At 36.8% G+C, this 16682-nt stretch carries 16 protein-coding genes, 1 pseudogene and 1 other annotated feature; of the genes and pseudogenes, 15 read left to right on the forward strand and 2 right to left on the reverse strand.

All coding sequences use genetic code 11. The annotated features are described in order from the left end of the window. From minD to pheA, 11 genes are all read left to right on the forward strand, one after another. A complete protein-coding gene (minD, locus tag J2S19_RS19420) occupies positions 1–804 on the forward strand; it encodes a septum site-determining protein MinD (protein ID WP_307345307.1) in 804 nt (267 codons plus the stop codon). A gap of 175 nt (positions 805–979) precedes the next feature. Further along, on the forward strand, positions 980–1771 hold the full coding sequence (locus J2S19_RS19425; protein WP_307345309.1) for a peptidoglycan DD-metalloendopeptidase family protein: 792 nt from the start codon (positions 980–982) through the stop codon (positions 1769–1771). Then, positions 1764–2630, forward strand: a complete 867-nt coding sequence (locus tag J2S19_RS19430) for a M50 family metallopeptidase (RefSeq protein WP_307345312.1) — start codon at positions 1764–1766, stop codon at positions 2628–2630. The genes J2S19_RS19425 and J2S19_RS19430 overlap by 8 nt, the downstream gene beginning before the upstream one ends. Positions 2631–2705: 75 nt before the next feature. Continuing rightward, positions 2706–4163, forward strand: a complete 1458-nt coding sequence (locus J2S19_RS19435) for an Rne/Rng family ribonuclease (RefSeq protein ID WP_307345316.1) — start codon at positions 2706–2708, stop codon at positions 4161–4163. 78 nt (positions 4164–4241) lie between these two features. Further along, positions 4242–4322: a sequence feature (ribosomal protein L21 leader region), on the forward strand. Between the two features lie 12 nt (positions 4323–4334). Next, a complete protein-coding gene (rplU, locus tag J2S19_RS19440) occupies positions 4335–4643 on the forward strand; it encodes a 50S ribosomal protein L21 (RefSeq protein ID WP_095302397.1) in 309 nt (102 codons plus the stop codon). An 11-nt stretch (positions 4644–4654) separates the two neighbouring features. Beyond that, positions 4655–4990: a ribosomal-processing cysteine protease Prp gene (locus tag J2S19_RS19445; RefSeq protein WP_307345318.1), complete on the forward strand. Its 336-nt coding sequence runs from the start codon at positions 4655–4657 to the stop codon at positions 4988–4990. A 16-nt stretch (positions 4991–5006) separates the two neighbouring features. Continuing rightward, entirely contained in the window at positions 5007–5297 is a 291-nt protein-coding gene (gene rpmA / locus J2S19_RS19450) for a 50S ribosomal protein L27 (protein WP_048688955.1), read from the forward strand. A gap of 246 nt (positions 5298–5543) precedes the next feature. After that, positions 5544–6095 carry a Spo0B C-terminal domain-containing protein gene (locus tag J2S19_RS19455; RefSeq protein ID WP_307345323.1) on the forward strand — a complete coding sequence of 184 codons (552 nt, stop codon included), beginning with the start codon at positions 5544–5546 and terminating at the stop codon, positions 6093–6095. A gap of 15 nt (positions 6096–6110) precedes the next feature. Beyond that, entirely contained in the window at positions 6111–7394 is a 1284-nt protein-coding gene (gene obgE, locus J2S19_RS19460; protein ID WP_307345325.1) for a GTPase ObgE, read from the forward strand. Positions 7395–7774: 380 nt separating this feature from the next. Continuing rightward, a complete protein-coding gene (gene thrR / locus J2S19_RS19465) occupies positions 7775–8218 on the forward strand; it encodes a transcriptional regulator ThrR (protein WP_307345327.1) in 444 nt (147 codons plus the stop codon). A 19-nt stretch (positions 8219–8237) separates the two neighbouring features. Next, positions 8238–9116 carry a prephenate dehydratase gene (pheA, locus tag J2S19_RS19470; RefSeq protein ID WP_307345344.1) on the forward strand — a complete coding sequence of 293 codons (879 nt, stop codon included), beginning with the start codon at positions 8238–8240 and terminating at the stop codon, positions 9114–9116. Positions 9117–9213: 97 nt separating this feature from the next. Here the strand turns inward: pheA and J2S19_RS19475 are convergent, their stop codons facing one another. Beyond that, positions 9214–9759 (reverse strand): transcription repressor NadR, encoded by a 546-nt coding sequence (locus tag J2S19_RS19475; RefSeq protein WP_307345329.1) that lies wholly within the window; start codon positions 9757–9759, stop codon positions 9214–9216. 2 nt (positions 9760–9761) lie between these two features. Further along, complete coding sequence (locus J2S19_RS19480) at positions 9762–10916, reverse strand: IscS subfamily cysteine desulfurase (protein ID WP_370875178.1); 1155 nt, start codon at positions 10914–10916, stop codon at positions 9762–9764. A gap of 116 nt (positions 10917–11032) precedes the next feature. On the opposite strand from J2S19_RS19480, the gene nadB reads away from it, so the two are divergent. The 4 genes and pseudogenes from nadB to safA all read left to right on the forward strand — a co-directional run. Next, positions 11033–12577, forward strand: a complete 1545-nt coding sequence (gene nadB / locus J2S19_RS19485; RefSeq protein WP_307345333.1) for an L-aspartate oxidase — start codon at positions 11033–11035, stop codon at positions 12575–12577. A 3-nt stretch (positions 12578–12580) separates the two neighbouring features. Further along, the gene (gene nadC / locus J2S19_RS19490; protein ID WP_307345335.1) at positions 12581–13411 is read left to right on the forward strand and encodes a carboxylating nicotinate-nucleotide diphosphorylase; all 831 of its coding nucleotides are present in this window, start codon (positions 12581–12583) and stop codon (positions 13409–13411) included. 12 nt (positions 13412–13423) lie between these two features. Then, entirely contained in the window at positions 13424–14533 is a 1110-nt protein-coding gene (nadA, locus tag J2S19_RS19495; RefSeq protein ID WP_307345337.1) for a quinolinate synthase NadA, read from the forward strand. A gap of 785 nt (positions 14534–15318) precedes the next feature. Then, positions 15319–15469 (forward strand): annotated as a pseudogene (gene safA, locus J2S19_RS23750) (SafA/ExsA family spore coat assembly protein); the annotation flags it as partial. Positions 15470–16682: the final 1213 nt, after the last annotated feature.

A 16682-nucleotide genomic window follows, 5' to 3' on the forward strand; every position in this document is an offset into this window, starting at 1 on the left:
ATGGGTGAAGCGATTGTCATTACCTCAGGTAAAGGTGGAGTTGGGAAAACAACGACATCGGCAAATTTAGGGACAGCTTTGGCTATATTAGGCAAACGTGTTTGCTTAGTAGATACAGACATCGGTCTTCGAAACCTAGATGTTATAATGGGGCTAGAAAATCGGATAATTTATGATTTAGTCGATGTAGTGAATGGGCGTTGTAAAATGCACCAGGCACTTGTAAAGGACAAGCGTTTTGAAGATCATTTATATTTATTACCAGCTGCTCAAACAAGTGATAAAACATCCGTACAGCCTGAGCAAATTAAAAAAATTATTGAAGAATTAAAACAAGATTATGATTATATCATTATTGACTGTCCGGCAGGCATTGAACAAGGCTATCAAAATGCTGTCGCTGGTGCAGATAAAGCAATTGTTGTCACGACTCCTGAAGTATCAGCTATTCGTGATGCAGATCGTATAATCGGTTTATTGGAAAAAGAAGATATGGAACCTCCAAAACTTGTCGTTAATAGAATACGAAATCATCTTGTTAAAGACGGGGACATGCTAGATGTTGATGAAATCGTTTCACATCTTTCAATTGATTTGATTGGCATCGTTGCCGATGATGATGATGTGATTAAGGCGTCTAACAATGGTGAACCTATTGCTATGGACCCAAATAATCGTGCTGCGATTGCTTATCGAAATATCGCACGTCGTATTCTTGGTGAGTCCGTTCCATTACAATCATTAGAGGAACAAAATAAAGGCATGTTAACAAAATTAAAGAAATTCTTCGGTGTACGAGTATAACGAAGAGTTTCATAGTTTACTAGTAAAAGACTAGTGTTTGATTATTTTTGCTTGATTGGCAACAATAGTCAACCACTAGTCTTTTGTTATTTCCTAAAGGTGTCGGAATTTTTTGTTCATAACCGCAGGGGACAAGACATAAACTTGTACAAACTGACTAAAAGGATTGATGGGGATGAGTCATCGAGCGGATGAAATTAGAAAAAGAATTGCAAAACGAAAACGTGAAAGAGGAATAACCGTTAATGAACCAAATGACAGCTCTAAACGAACATCCTTATACATGACAGATGAAGAGAGGTATGGAAGTTATTCACCACCTTCCTTTGAAGGAGGCCCCCAAAACGGAAAAAATGGGCATCCTTTGTTTAAAGCAGAAGTGTTTATTTTTAAAATACTATTCTCTGCTGTCATTGTATTACTAGTCGCGATTATCTTTAAAAATGGTTCGCCGATGTTTGATAAAGCTAAGTCAGCAATTACGTATTCGATGGAGGAAGAGTTCCAATTTGCAGCAGTATCAAGTTGGTATCGAGACCAATTTGGTGAACCGTTAGCATTATTTAATCCTAAACAAGAACAGGAAAATACGGATAAAGAAAAAACTGAGACAGCACAATTAGCAGTACCAGCGACAGGAAGAGTGCTTCAATCTTTCCAAGACAATGGTCAAGGGATTATGGTTGAAACGGATTTACCTAAAGTTGAAGCTATGGATGAAGGTCTTATCATCAAAACAGGTGAAATGGCTGATACCGGCCTAACAATGGTTGTTCAACATAGTGATGGTTCCGAATCTTGGTACGGAAATTTAGATAAAATAAATGTCCCGCTGTATACGTATGTAAAGAAAGGTGAGGAGCTTGGAAATATTAAATTAAATGAAAAACAAAAAGGTACTTATTATTTCGCCATTAAAAAAGGTGATGATTTCATTGACCCGAACAAGGTGATACCATTTGAGTAATTACTTATCCTTACTTCATAAAATACACATTCATCCATTACTGTGGGTTATGATTGGAATTAGTGTCATCACTGCTAATTTCAAGCCTCTATGTATGTTAATGGTTATCGTCTTTATCCATGAAATGGGCCATGCAATAAGTGCTCATTTTTTTTCTTGGAGAATCAAATCGATTATGCTACTTCCTTTTGGTGGTGTTGCGGAAGTAGATGAGCATGGAAACCGTTCCTTGAAAGAGGAATTAATTGTCGTATTATCCGGCCCTATACAGCATTTATGGCTGCAAGGTGCCGCATCTCTGCTTCTGCAATTATCATTGTTTAGTGAAGCTGATTATACAACGTTTACATTTTATAATATTACAATTCTACTTTTTAACTTGCTACCAATCTGGCCTTTAGATGGAGGGAAGCTGCTTTTTATCTTATTCTCACTTTTTTGGCCCTATAAAAAAGCACATACACATATGCTTATTTCCTCTTGCTTCGTCTTAATCATTTATATAACCATAACACTAATCTTTTCACCAACACATATTAATATGTGGATGATAACAACGTTTCTTCTTTATAATCTCTATCATGAATATAAAAATCGCATGTATGGCTGGATTCGTTTTTTGATGGAGCGATACTATGGTAAACAAGATGCTTTCTATCAATTAAAGCCTATCACTGTTGAAGAAACAGATTTAATCTACCATGTTCTATTACAATTCCAAAGAGGGTGTAAACATCTAATCATTGTTGAAAAAGACGGTAAAAAATTAGCTGAGATGGATGAAAATGAACTACTGCATGCTTATTTTGCAAATAAATTAACAGATTCTAAAGTTGGGGACATTTATTATGGCTATTAAGGTTTTACTCCACAATGCTAGTTTTGTTATAGTATTTATAGAATTGTGGTTCACGTAGAAAGAAGGAGTTATTTGGTGCGTAAGTTTATAATTAATGAAAAAACGACAGAAGTAAGATGTGCACTTATTGAGAATGAGCAACTAAAAGAAATCCATCAAACATACTCGGTACAAGAAGAAATAGTTGGAAATATATACTTGGGAAGAGTAACGAAAGTTCTTCCTGGAATGCAAGCTGCCTTTGTCGATATCGGTGTTGGTCAAAATGGATATTTACATCGTAATGATGTGATGAATTTTCAGGTGCAAAGAAAGGTAACGCCTGAGAAATCATCTATTTCGAATTATGTTCATGAAGGTGAACAAGTTCTTGTGCAAGTTGTAAAAGAAGGAAATGAACAGAAAGGCCCTAAGTTAACTACTAATATCGAATTTAGTGGAAACTTATTGGTTTTTATGCCATTTGGTAATTATATAGCAGTTTCAAAAAAAATCGATGATGAGAATGAACGTACACGGTTATACCATATTGGTAATGAACTTCGCGGGGAACAAGAAGGCTTTTTATTTCGAACTGCCAGTAACAATCATGCAAAAGAAATCTTAAAGGCTGAATATGATAGGCTAAAAGGTCAATTTGAAAGGATTAAAAGAATGACTAGCAAAAGACCTGTATGTCTACATGAAGCATCAAATTTTATTGAACGGATTCTTAATGAACATGTCATTACAAATGAAGACCAAATTATTTGTGACAATTTTGACAGGGTGCAAAAGTTAAAGGAACAGTACCCTCAAGAAGTGCTTAGCTATTATGATCAGAAAGAAGGAATTTTTTCTCGTTATAAAGTTGAAGCAGAGATTGAAAAATTATTTAAGCAAATTGTATGGTTGAAAAATGGGGCATATATCGTCATTGAACAAACAGAAGCTATGACAATTATTGACGTTAACACAGGAAAATTTTCCGGGAAATTATCGATGCGTGACACCGTTATAGAAACAAATCGACATGCTGCAATAGAAATTGCAAAGCAAATTCGTCTTCGTAATCTGAGTGGGATAATTCTCGTTGATTTCATTGATATGAAACACAAAGAAGATCGCGATAAGATACTTCAAACGATTAAACATAGTATGAGGGAAGATCGAGTCCAACATAAAGTTATCGGTTTTACAGAATTAAATATATTGCAGATGACGAGGAAAAAGGTAAGAGAGCCAATAACAATGAGTATGACAAGTGTATGTCCTACATGTACTGGTACAGGTAGAATCATTTCAGCTGAAACTGTTGCATTTAAGCTAGAAAGAGAATTGTGGGAATATCAATATATGGATAATGAGGCAATTTGGATTGAAGCAACTGCGGATGTCATTGAGTTATTAACAGGCACGAATAATGACCACCTCCATAGACTAGAGAGTAGTTTGAAATATAAATTAATCATTTCTAGCTGTGAAGGGCAAGTCTCTTCATATCAAATTAAACATATTGGAAGCTTAGAGGAGATTAAAGCAAGACTAGCTTAAAAATTAGGTGTATAACTAAAAACTATTGCATAATTCATTTGTTTTTGATATTATGTTTAATGTTATGACTGTAGCGCACCCGTGCTACAACCGCTCAAAATCAGGTTATAAAGCAATGAGTAAATCATTCACCTTGTTTTGGCGAGTCTGAGTTTATAGGAGGTGCAAGGAATGTACGCAATTATCGAAACTGGTGGAAAACAAATTAAAGTTGAAGAAGGCCAAGTGATTTATGTTGAAAAGCTTGGTACTGAACAAGGTGAGACTGTTACGTTTGACAAAGTTTTATTTGTAGGTGGAGAAAACGTTAAAGTTGGTAGCCCAACTGTTGACGGAGCGACTGTAACTGGTAAAGTTGAAAAGCATGGTCGTCAAAAGAAAATCACTGTCTTCAAATATAAAGCTAAGAAAAACTACCGTAAAAAACAAGGTCACCGTCAGCCATACACAAAAGTTGTCATCGACAAAATTAACGCGTAAGGCGAATTGATATGATAAATGCAAAAATTTATCGTTCAAAAGATGGACATATTACATCGTTCATTCTCTCTGGACATGCTGATTTCGATGAGCATGGCAAGGATATTGTTTGCGCTGGGGCTTCAGCAGTAACTTTCGGTGCTGTTAATGCAGTATTAACACTGACAAATATTGAACCACAAATTGACCAAGGTGGAGATGGTGGATACTTACATGTTAAGTTACCAGACAATCTTGACACGGCAACGAGTGACAAAGTTCAATTGTTACTTGAAGGAATGCTCGTCTCATTACAAACAATTGAAAGAGAGTATGGACAATATATTACAGTAACAACAATGAACTAAACAGGAGGTGAATTTCATGTTAAGATTAGATCTTCAATTCTTCGCATCTAAGAAAGGGGTAGGTTCGACTAAAAACGGTCGTGACTCTATCTCAAAACGTCTTGGTGCAAAGCGTGCAGATGGACAATTCGTATCTGGTGGTTCAATTCTTTACCGTCAACGCGGTACAAAAATTTACCCAGGTGAAAACGTTGGCCGTGGCGGAGATGATACACTATACGCAAAAGTTGATGGTGTTGTGAAATTCGAACGTTTCGGACGCGATCGTAAAAAAGTTAGTGTATATCCAGTTGCTCAAGAAGCATAAGTTCATTACTAAGGAAAAACTCTAGCCTTGTATAGGCTAGAGTTTTTTGTAGTTTTGGAGTCAACATTTAGTAAGTGTTGACTCCAAAACTATACATCATCATAAGTTGTACAGCTTAAAGTGAGACTTCAACAAGAGGGACTTTCATCGTTTCCTTGAATAATTCTATTGTTATCGGACAATGTTTGTTATAATTTTTAGTACAGCCTCATACTACTTCGAATATTAAAAAACAGGGGACATAGTATGAAAAATAAACAAGAAGAATGGAATATTGTTGATTTATTAAGTCATTCAAGACATGATTGGATGAATAAGCTTCAATTAATAAAAGGGAATTTATCCTTACAAAAATATGATCGTGTAGATGCCATTATTGAAGAGCTCATCATAGAAGCAAAGCAAGAATCAAAACTATGTAATTTAAAAGTGCCAACCTTTGCGAGTAGCCTTCTTACATTTAATTGGGACCCCCATCATTTTCAATTGGAATATGAAATAGTAGGTGAAATCGTATTATTAGAAGCGTTTGATGAAGCAATCTCAAGTTGGAGTAGCAGTTTTTTTAGTCTATTAGACAAGCTTGTCGATAAATGCCATGATAACCATTTAACGATTACGATAAATATCGATTCTGATATAGACAGAATTCGTTTCTTTTTTGATTTTAATGGCATAATAAAAGAAACAGACCCTTTAATAAACTGGCTTCATACAAATCATGTACCACAAGTAAATGTGAAGGAATTTCAAGTGAATACATACGAAGCAGCAATCGTGGTTTCATTAGGTAATTAGAACGGAGGAAGACAAATGTTTGTCGATCAGGTCAAGATTTATGTTAAAGGCGGCGATGGTGGTAACGGAATGGTTGCATTTCGTCGTGAAAAATATGTACCGAAAGGCGGCCCAGCAGGTGGGGATGGCGGCAATGGTGCAGATGTTGTTTTTGAGGTTGAAGAAGGTTTAAGAACATTAATGGATTTCCGCTATAAACGTCATTTTAAGGCACCTCGTGGTGAACATGGGATGTCAAAAAATCAACATGGTAAAAATGCCTCACCGATGGTTGTAAAGGTTCCACCAGGCACTGTTGTTACGGATGAAGAGACAGGTCAAATTATTGCAGATTTAACAGAGCATGGTCAAAGAGCTGTTATTGCAAAAGGTGGACGAGGTGGACGTGGTAACTCTAGATTTGCAACACCTGCAAATCCTGCTCCAGAGCTGTCAGAAAATGGTGAGCCGGGAATTGAACGAAATGTTGTTTTGGAGCTTAAAGTATTAGCAGATGTAGGCTTAGTAGGGTTTCCAAGTGTAGGTAAGTCAACATTACTATCGGTTGTTTCAAGTGCAAAACCGAAAATTGCTGAATATCACTTTACGACATTAGTTCCGAATCTTGGGATGGTTGAAACAGATGATGGTCGAAGTTTCGTAATGGCTGACCTCCCTGGATTAATAGAGGGAGCTCATGAAGGAGTAGGCTTAGGTCACCAATTTCTTAGACATATTGAGAGAACTAGAGTTATTGTCCATGTAATTGATATGTCCGGGCTTGAAGGTCGTGACCCATATGATGACTATATAACGATAAATGCCGAATTAAAAGAATATAATCTTCGCTTAACAGAAAGACCAGAAATTATTGTTGCAAATAAAATGGACATGCCTGAAGCGGAGGAAAATTTAGCAAACTTCAAAAAGAAAATCGCAGCTGATGCGAAAATCTTCCCGATTTCAGCGATTACTCGTGAAGGGGTTCGTGAACTTTTATTTGAAATTGCTGATACAATTGAAAAAACGCCAGAGTTTCCATTATATGAAGAGGAAGCAACTGAAAATCGTGTCGTGTATGAATTCAAGAAAGAAGAACCTAATTTTGCGATTACACGAGATGATGAAGGTGCGTTTGTTTTATCCGGTGAAAAAATCGAGAAGCTGTTTAAAATGACAGATTTTTCACGTGAAGAATCGATTAGACGCTTTGCCCGTCAACTTCGAGGTTTAGGTGTTGATGAAGCGTTACGTGAAAGAGGCGCTAAAGACGGAGATATTGTAAAATTGCTTGAATATGAATTTGAGTTTATTGAATAAATATCGTTCAATTTGAGGCACTAGAGAGCTTACTAAAGCTCTTTTTTTGTATGAATGTACATATTTTTAGCAATTTCCTTATCTGGTAATGTTAACACGAGAGAGGGATGTGGGTAGGAGACTTTATAGTTGGGCAATTATTTCAATCTACTCACTGTAGAAAAATGTCATTTATTATGTACGTACCTCACTAACTTTTGAAACCTAAAAACGACCAACAAAGTGCAAAGGTTCAGAAGTTGTATATGCCATTACACGTAAGGGTTCACGGACTATAAAAGTCAATAATGAAAACAACTTAGAAAATTTAAGAAAATTGAAGATATTTAAAGAATATTATGATAAATTAACTACATTAGCTAAATGAGGGGAGGGAGTTTATGAAGGACGATAAATTTTTTCTAGTGCGTGAAGATATCTTGCCTGAAGCGATGAAAAAAACATTAGAAGTAAAAAAATTGATTGAACGGGGAAAGGTTGACTCAGTAGCAGAAGCGGTCCAACGTGTTGATATGAGTAGAAGTGCGTACTATAAATATCGTGATGCAGTTTTTCCTTTTCATACAATGGTAAAGGAGAAATTAATTACACTTTTTTTTCATTTAGAAGATCGTAGTGGGACACTTTCGGAATTATTATCTGTCGTTGCGACAGCTGGTTGTAATGTATTAACAATCCATCAAACAATCCCAATCCAAGGTCGTGCGAATGTGACACTCTCTCTCAATACAAACGGGATGACAGAAGACATTAATCGATTAATGGCAAGATTGCGAAGATTAGAATTTGTTGAAAAAGTTGAGATCTTAGGTCAAGGAGCATAAGGAGTGAAATAGTTTGACAATCAGGGTAGGATTTTTAGGACCAAAGGCAACATTTACCCATTTAGCTGTTAAAGCTTTTTTCGGAGATGATGTTGAGCAAGTATTAATTTCTACAATACCACAATGTATCGATGCTGTAGCAGACGGTGACATCGATTATGCGGTTGTACCAACAGAGAATGCATTAGAAGGGTCAGTCAATTTAACTTTTGATTATCTCATACACGAACGTCCGTTATACATAGTAGGTGAAATTGTTTCTCCAATTGAACAACACTTTATGGTGCACCCTTCTAGAGTTGAAGAGTGGGAGAACATTACGAGGGTATATTCACATTCACATGCGATTGCGCAATGTCATAAGTTTCTACATAAAATGTTTAAACATGCTACATATGATTATGCAACCTCAACAGGTGCTGCTGCACAATATGTGAGCGAACATCCTGATGAATTAGTAGCAGCAATTGCTAATGGGTTAGCAGCTAAAGAATACGGCCTTAAAATCGTCAAAGAAAACATCCACGATTACCATTACAACCATACTAGATTTGCGATTTTGCATAAAACAACTACATTAGACTATCAAAGTAAATATCTTGTTGCTGACAAAGAGAAAACAACGTTAATGGTAACATTACCTTCCGATCAATCCGGGGCCCTACATCAAGTGTTATCTGCTTTTACTTGGCGGAAATTAAACCTCTCAAAAATTGAATCTAGGCCAATGAAGACCGGATTAGGTAATTACTTCTTCATTATTGATATTGACATGATGCTTGATGAAGTATTAATTCCAGGGGCAATTGCTGAATTAGAGGCACTAGGGTGTAGTGTAAAGCTCTTAGGCTCGTATGAGGCATATTCGATTAAACAAGGTAGCTTAAACTATAAGTAGTGTAAAACAGGTGGTACTTGTATTTCTCCCACCTGTTTTTTTATGTGCAGTTCTAAATTGCTACGAACTTCCAGCCACTCATTTAAAGGAATTTACATCATGATTCATCATGTACTAAAAACCCTTTCTGATCTAGTTCAAGACATGCCCTGTCTAATTTATCGTTTGTATTTGCCTGGATCGTATGTAAATGCACACCACCAGTCAGTTGTGATAGGTATGCAGCTTTAGCATCAGAAATTTTTTTTACGAACTCTTCTACATCTCTGCGATTTCCAACGCGTATTGAAGCGGTCAACTCACCGTAAACCGGGTGTTCAACCGTTACATCCTTTACAAAAACCCCATGGTCGACAAGAATGGTTAATTCCTCTAATGTTTGCTCTGGTGAGTGTTTACAAGCAATAATTCGTTCTTTTAAACGATTTTCGTCGGTTTGTTTTTGCAAATAAACATAACCTTGACTAGTAGCAATGATTGGGTGGTTCTTTGCCTTTAATAGTGAGATATCTTGCACAATCACTTGACGGCTAACATTTGCTTTCGTCGCTAATTCTCCGCCTGTAATCGGCTCATTAGAGTTAGTAAGCAGCTCTAAAAGCAACTGCCTTCGTTCATCTCCAAGTAATTTATCTTGTTTCAAATTCAGCCTCTCCAATCTCTTTGATGAAAAATGTTAACAGTTTTTATTAATGTTTCAGCAAATGCTAGAATTTGTGATTCGGAAGTTTCAACCCCAAATGAAACTCTAATATATTGTTTAGCTTTATGTTCATCATAACCAATTGCAAGAAGTGACCGGGAAGGTTCTTGCATACCAACTTGACATGCACTGCCTGTAGAAATGGCAAAGCCATATCTGTTACATTCTAACATAATATACTGTCCTTCAATATCTGAGACACATACTGGGAAAATATTAGACAAAATTGTGTGTTCGTCATTATTTAGTATTGTAATACGACTTGATATTGGTTCCAAGTGTTGTATAAGACTTTTTCTTAACTCTTTAAAATGATGGTGTTGCTCGCTCATACTGTCGGTGATCTTTTTAGCTGCCACTGCAAAAGCAGCAACCGCTGGTACATCTACAGTCCCAGGACGAAACCCTGATTCATGTGTTGTACCTTCTATAACAGGCTGCCAGTAAACAGAAGGCTGTACATATGCAGCACCAATCCCTTTAGGTCCATGTATTTTGTGACTTGAAATCGATACTGCATCAAGCCCAAGTGTATCAACATTGACAGGGACCTTCCCAAACGTTTGGACACAATCACTATGGAATAGTACATGTTTCGTTTTTAAGAGCTTTCCTATTTCTGCAAGCGGTTGAATAATTCCAAGCTCAGAATTCCCATGCTGGATCGATACAAGACATGTGTCTGCACGTAACGCTTTGTCTACTTGTTCTTTTTCAATGTACCCATGCTTGTCAGGTTTTAAAAATGTAACATCATAACCTTCTTTAGCTAATTTTTTAAAATAATTAAAAATAGAAGAATGTTCAATTTGAGTTGTAATGATATGCTTTTTGCTAGAATCCACACCATTTAGTAATGATTGAATCGCTAATGTATTTGCTTCACTGCCACTACCGGTAAAAAAGAGACCTTTGTAAGTTCCACCAATGAGAGAAGCAATTAATTTTCTTGAAGCATCTAATGTTTGAGAAGCGAAGCCACCAATGTCATGAAGGCTGCTACTGTTTCCGAATGCATCTTTTGCAGCTTTAACATACATCGAAATCGCATCTTCGCTCATCGGGGTTGTTGCTGCATAATCCAGGTAAATCAATATTTTCACCTCTATATTTCTTGTAATCTTAAAGATTACGAATAAAAACTCTTGTCATTATTTTAAATATATGTAAATATAGGTGTCAAGACACGTGTAAATTTACAGGAGGGTGTTATATGCCTCAAACAGATGTCATCATTATTGGTAGTGGGATTGCAGCGTTATCTGCTGCTTATTATCTCAAACATAAAAATGTGATTGTTATCACAAAATCATCGTGGACAGAGAGCAACTCAATGCTTGCACAAGGTGGTATTGCTGCTGCAATTCATAAAAACGATTCTTGGAAAAATCATTACGAAGATACGTTAATAGCTGGTTGTCATCACAATAATAAACACAATGTAAAAAAGCTTGTTACAGAGGGGCCAATTGAAATTGTTAAATGGTGTAAAAATGGAATGACATTTGATACCGATAACAATAATCAATTTCTTTTAGGAAAAGAAGGAGCACATAGTCACAATCGGATTTTACATGCTGGTGGTGATGCAACAGGCCGAGAGATGACAATGTTTTTATATAACAAAATAAAATCAAAAGCTGTACTTATCGAAAACGAAATGGCTTTAGATTTAATTATTGAGAATGGTACTTGTCTTGGTGTTCGTACGAAAGCGAATAATGGTGCGCTAAATACATATTTAGCGAGCAAAACGATAGTAGCAAGTGGTGGTTGCGGGGCAGTGTACGGTCATACTTCCAATGCTGATGTTATTACGGGGGACGGAATCGCCATGGCTTTCCGTGCCGGCGCAGAGATTACTGATATGGAATTTATCCAGTTTCACCCGACGATGTTAAATATTGAAGGCCGCTGCGTTGGATTAATTTCAGAAGCAGTACGTGGTGAAGGGGCCGTTCTTATAAACGACAGAGGGGAAGCGTTTATGCACAATATTCATCATCAAAAAGACCTCGCTCCAAGAGATGTTGTTTCACGAGCTATTTTTGAAGAAATGAAAAAAGGGCATAACGTATATCTTGATATTTCTCCAATAACCAATTTTAAAGAGCGTTTTCCGACTGTGTCCAACATTTGCCGAGAAAACGGTGTGAATATTGAACACGGTAAGCTCCCAGTTGCACCAGGAATGCACTTTTTAATGGGGGGAATTCGGACAAATGATAAAGGTGAAACCTCGATTAAAGATTTATTCGCCATAGGAGAGACGGCATGTACCGGTGTACACGGAGCTAATCGACTTGCGAGTAACTCATTGCTAGAAGGACTCGTATTTGGAAAAAATGTCGCTTCACATATTTTATCAGTACCTTTTGAAAAAAGAGCATCATATTCCATTGATGAAGGAACTGATAGTCAGGGACAAAAGCTCAACCTCCCAACGAGAAAACACATTCAAAGGGTGATGTCCGAATATGTCGGTATACAACGAACTGAAGCAGAATTAACGATTGCGGTAAACTGGTTTAAAACATATCAATCTACTTTTTTTGACCTTAATGTGAAAAATCTCACAAGGGAAGAAATGGAAACGATAAATCTTCTGACAATTGGGTGGCTCATATCATCCTCAGCACTTAAACGCACCGAAAGTAGGGGAGGGCATTACCGATTAGATTTTCCTTACACAAATGATAATGAGTGGAACGAAAGGCAGATTATACGAACGAAGGAAGAAATGTACGCGGAGGTATAAATGATGAACAAAATAAAACTTCGAAAAAAACTAGAGGAATTCTTTTTAGAAGATTTAGGGGAAGTGGATATTACAAGTCAATCAATTTTTCGCAATGATGCAAGAGGTGAAGCAGTGATTATTGCGAAAGAGGACGGAGTATTTGCAGGCAATGAAATAATCCATGCCGGGCTTAACTTTTTCGGTCATGATATTCTCGTAACCACATATAAACAGGATGGAGACATTGTTAAATCAGGAGATAAGATTGCGGACATACAAGGTCCTGTGGCCTCGATATTAAGTGGTGAACGGGTCATTTTAAATTTAATCCAACGAATGAGCGGTATTGCGACAATTACAAAAAAAGCTGTCGATACAATCCAATCAAATCATACAAGAATATGTGATACGAGAAAAACGTCACCTGGCTTAAGAATGTTTGAAAAATATGCTGTAACATGTGGCGGAGGGTACAATCATCGTTTTGGGCTTTATGATGGAGTCATGATTAAGGATAATCATATTGCATTTTCAGGATCAATAACGAATGCCGTTAAACAAGTGAGAGAAAATGTGGGACATATGGTGAAAATCGAAGTCGAAATTGAGACTGAAACGCAATTATTAGAAGCAATTGAAGCTGGGGCTGATGTCATTATGTTTGATAATCGCACACCTAATGAAGTTTCGAAATTTGTAGAACTAACACCAAAACATATTATTACTGAAGCATCGGGTGGAATTGGCTTTCATAATTTAGCGGAATACAAGGACACAAATGTTGATTATATTTCGTTAGGCTTCTTAACACATTCATATAAATCATTAGATATTAGCTTAAATGTAAAATAGGGGGTTGGTAAAATGGAACTACTAGATTTACTTGAACATGATAAAAAAGAAATGATGCCAGAATCATATAAAAATAGAAGTTATGAAGAAATGGAACAAAGCGTAAAAGAAATTAAAGAGAAATACGGAAACAGGCTGTACATTCCTGGACATCATTATCAAAAGGATGAGGTAGTACAATTTGCTGACGTTACTGGCGATAGCCTTCAGCTAGCACAAGCTGCTGCAGAAAATAGAGATGCCGAATACATTGTATTTTGTGGTGTCCACTTTATGGCAGAAACGGCAGATATGTTAACAGCGAATCATCAAAAGGTTATTCTTCCGGATATGCGTGCAGGCTGCTCAATGGCAGACATGGCTGATATCGACCAAACCGACCGGGCTTGGGAAAAACTGCAGCAATTATTTGGAGACACGATTATTCCTTTAACATATGTAAATTCAACTGCAGCAATCAAAGCATTTGTTGGCAAAAATGGCGGGGCAACTGTCACATCATCAAATGCTAAAAAAATGTTACAATGGGCGTTCACTCAAAAAGAACGAATTCTCTTTTTGCCTGATCAACATTTAGGCCGTAACACAGCTTATGATTTAGGAGTACCTCTTGATAAAATGGCGATATGGAATCCAATTACAAATAAGCTTGAATATGATGGGAATATAGAGGATATAATCGTTATTTTATGGAAAGGACACTGCTCCGTACACGAAAATTTTACAGTTGCCAATATTGAACACTTAAGAAAAACTGAACCAGATATGAAAATTCTTGTCCATCCAGAATGTAGCAGAGAAGTTGTCGAACATTCAGATTATGCTGGTTCAACGAAATACATCATCGATATGATTGAAGCAGCAGAACCCGGTTCGAAATGGGCAATAGGAACAGAAATGAATCTTGTCAATCGACTTATCCAAAACAATCAAGATAAAAAAATTGTCTCACTAAATCCATATATGTGCCCTTGCCTAACAATGAATCGAATCGATTTACCACATCTTCTATGGGCACTAGAAAGCTTAGAAAATGAAGAATTGTCTAATCAAATCATTGTCCCTGATCATATTACAAAAGATGCGGTATTAGCATTAAATAGAATGTTGGACAATGTATAAACATTATTATAGAAGACTACCTAACAGGGTGGTCTTTTACTTTGTCTATTTTACTGACTATTCACTGTGGGATCATGCTGCTTCCGAATCGTTCATATGGTAGCTATAATCAATTCATGTCTTTCTAGACAGAATATGTCATTTTGGAAAAGGTGTAGGAGATTTCTGGTAAGGAACGGGTTAAAACCCATTTCTAAAAAACGATAAAGAAGGTTTCATGATAGTTCATGTTTCAAAATCTGCTTCATAAAGTCGATGAAGAAGGTTTTAGGATAGAGCATGTTTCAAAATCTCCTTCATAAAGGCAATGAAGAAGGTTTTAGGATAGAGCGCGCTTCAAAATCTCCTTCATCAGTTAGAAGGAGTAAAATGTCTACTTATTCATCACCTTTTACAAAACGATGTATTACCCTCCAACACTTTTATACTTTTGTCCAACAACCCTTCCAAAGTAAATCATTGGTATTTAAAATTCAGACTAATAAATTTTCAACAAGCAGCATATGGTTGTTATACGGAGATTTATTATTGCGCCATTATAGGTAGTTTTATTGTTTTTATTCATAATTTTCCAGAGAAAGACATAAATTGTGATGAAGAATGAGACGTCTTGTTTTTAAAAATGAATGTTTGCTGTATGGAGTAGCTTGATTATTATGTATTCTACCGTTGTTTCAAGCTGCTTATATGAACATAATCTTAAATGATTATGTCTAAAATCTTCCAAAATATGAAGGTAATTTTTGCTTTTTTTGAAAATGTTTTTATGCTTAGGAGGGAAAGCATTGAAAATTCATATTGTACAAAAAGGCGATACCCTTTGGAAAATTGCAAATAAATATGGGGTTGATTTTGAAGAATTGAAGAGTATGAATACACAATTAAGCAATCCAGATTTAATCATGCCTGGTATGAAGATAAAAGTTCCATCTCAAACAGGCAATGTCGTCATTAAAAAAGAGGCACCTATTCAGCAAAAGAAAGAGATGCCAGTTTCAGACCATCCGTTCGCAAAGGAAAAGCCAAAACCAGTTGTTGATGTTGAAGATACAATACCAAAAGAAGTTGATCAAGAAAAACCATCGAAACCATATATTCCGCCAGTTCCAAAACCAAATGTTCAACATCCGGTATATACTGGGCTAGACGTGAATAATTATTATACGGTGAATATGGCGATGATGCCGCAAATGTCAAATCCGCCTATAACGCCAAAACAAGAAAATATTGAAGCAGAAGTGAAACAACCAGTCAAAGAAACGCCATTACCTGTATCACCAGAACAAAATGAGGAGGATTCAGAAAATATGGCAAATATGCCGAATGTACCTAACATGCCGAATGTACCGTATATGCAAAATCCTGCATATACACAGCCAATGATGCAACAACCACAGTTTGTAGCACCACAACAACATATGGTTCCAGTTTCACCTGTTTTACCAGGAAGTGGTTTATGCCCACCTAATTACTATCCACATGCTCCAATTCCTCATGGATATGGAGGGGTTCAAGCAGCGCCAATGCATTATGGTCCAGGATTTCCAGTAAATCCTTATGCGGGAGTACCGGTATCACCAGTATTGCCGGGAAGCGGTTTACATCAAAATCCTGTATTAGGTGCATATGATGAAGACTTTGATGATGACGATGATTATGATTATGCTGAGCAGCCAAATCAACCATACAACCCTCAAGTTGCACCTGCATATACTGGTGGTCAGGATGATTGTGGTTGTGGAGGTGGAGCACCATACGTAAATCCATACCAAGCAAATCCATATCAGCAAGGTTTCCCAGCTCAATATCAACAACCTATGATGCCATACCCGCAACAACAACCATACATGGCACAACCACAAGGAATGGTACCATATGGACAGCAACCATATATGGCGCAACCACAAGGAATGGCACCATATGGACAGCAACCATTTAATCCATATCAAGGACAAATGGACCCTAGCCAACAAATGTTTAATATGCCAGACATGGACAATAGGGATGAAGAAGACGAAGATTAAATAAAAGACAGAAGTGAAGCTTCACTTCTGTCTTTTGTGCGCTTGGCAGCGTATCGGGCTAACGGGTGAAAGTCCCGAACACACCGTAGTGGCGGAAGTGTATAGCTGACAGGTAGTGCATTGTC

Origin of the sequence: Metabacillus malikii, assembly GCF_030813355.1 — a bacterium.
GTDB classification, from domain to species: Bacteria; Bacillota; Bacilli; order Bacillales; family Bacillaceae; genus Metabacillus; species Metabacillus malikii.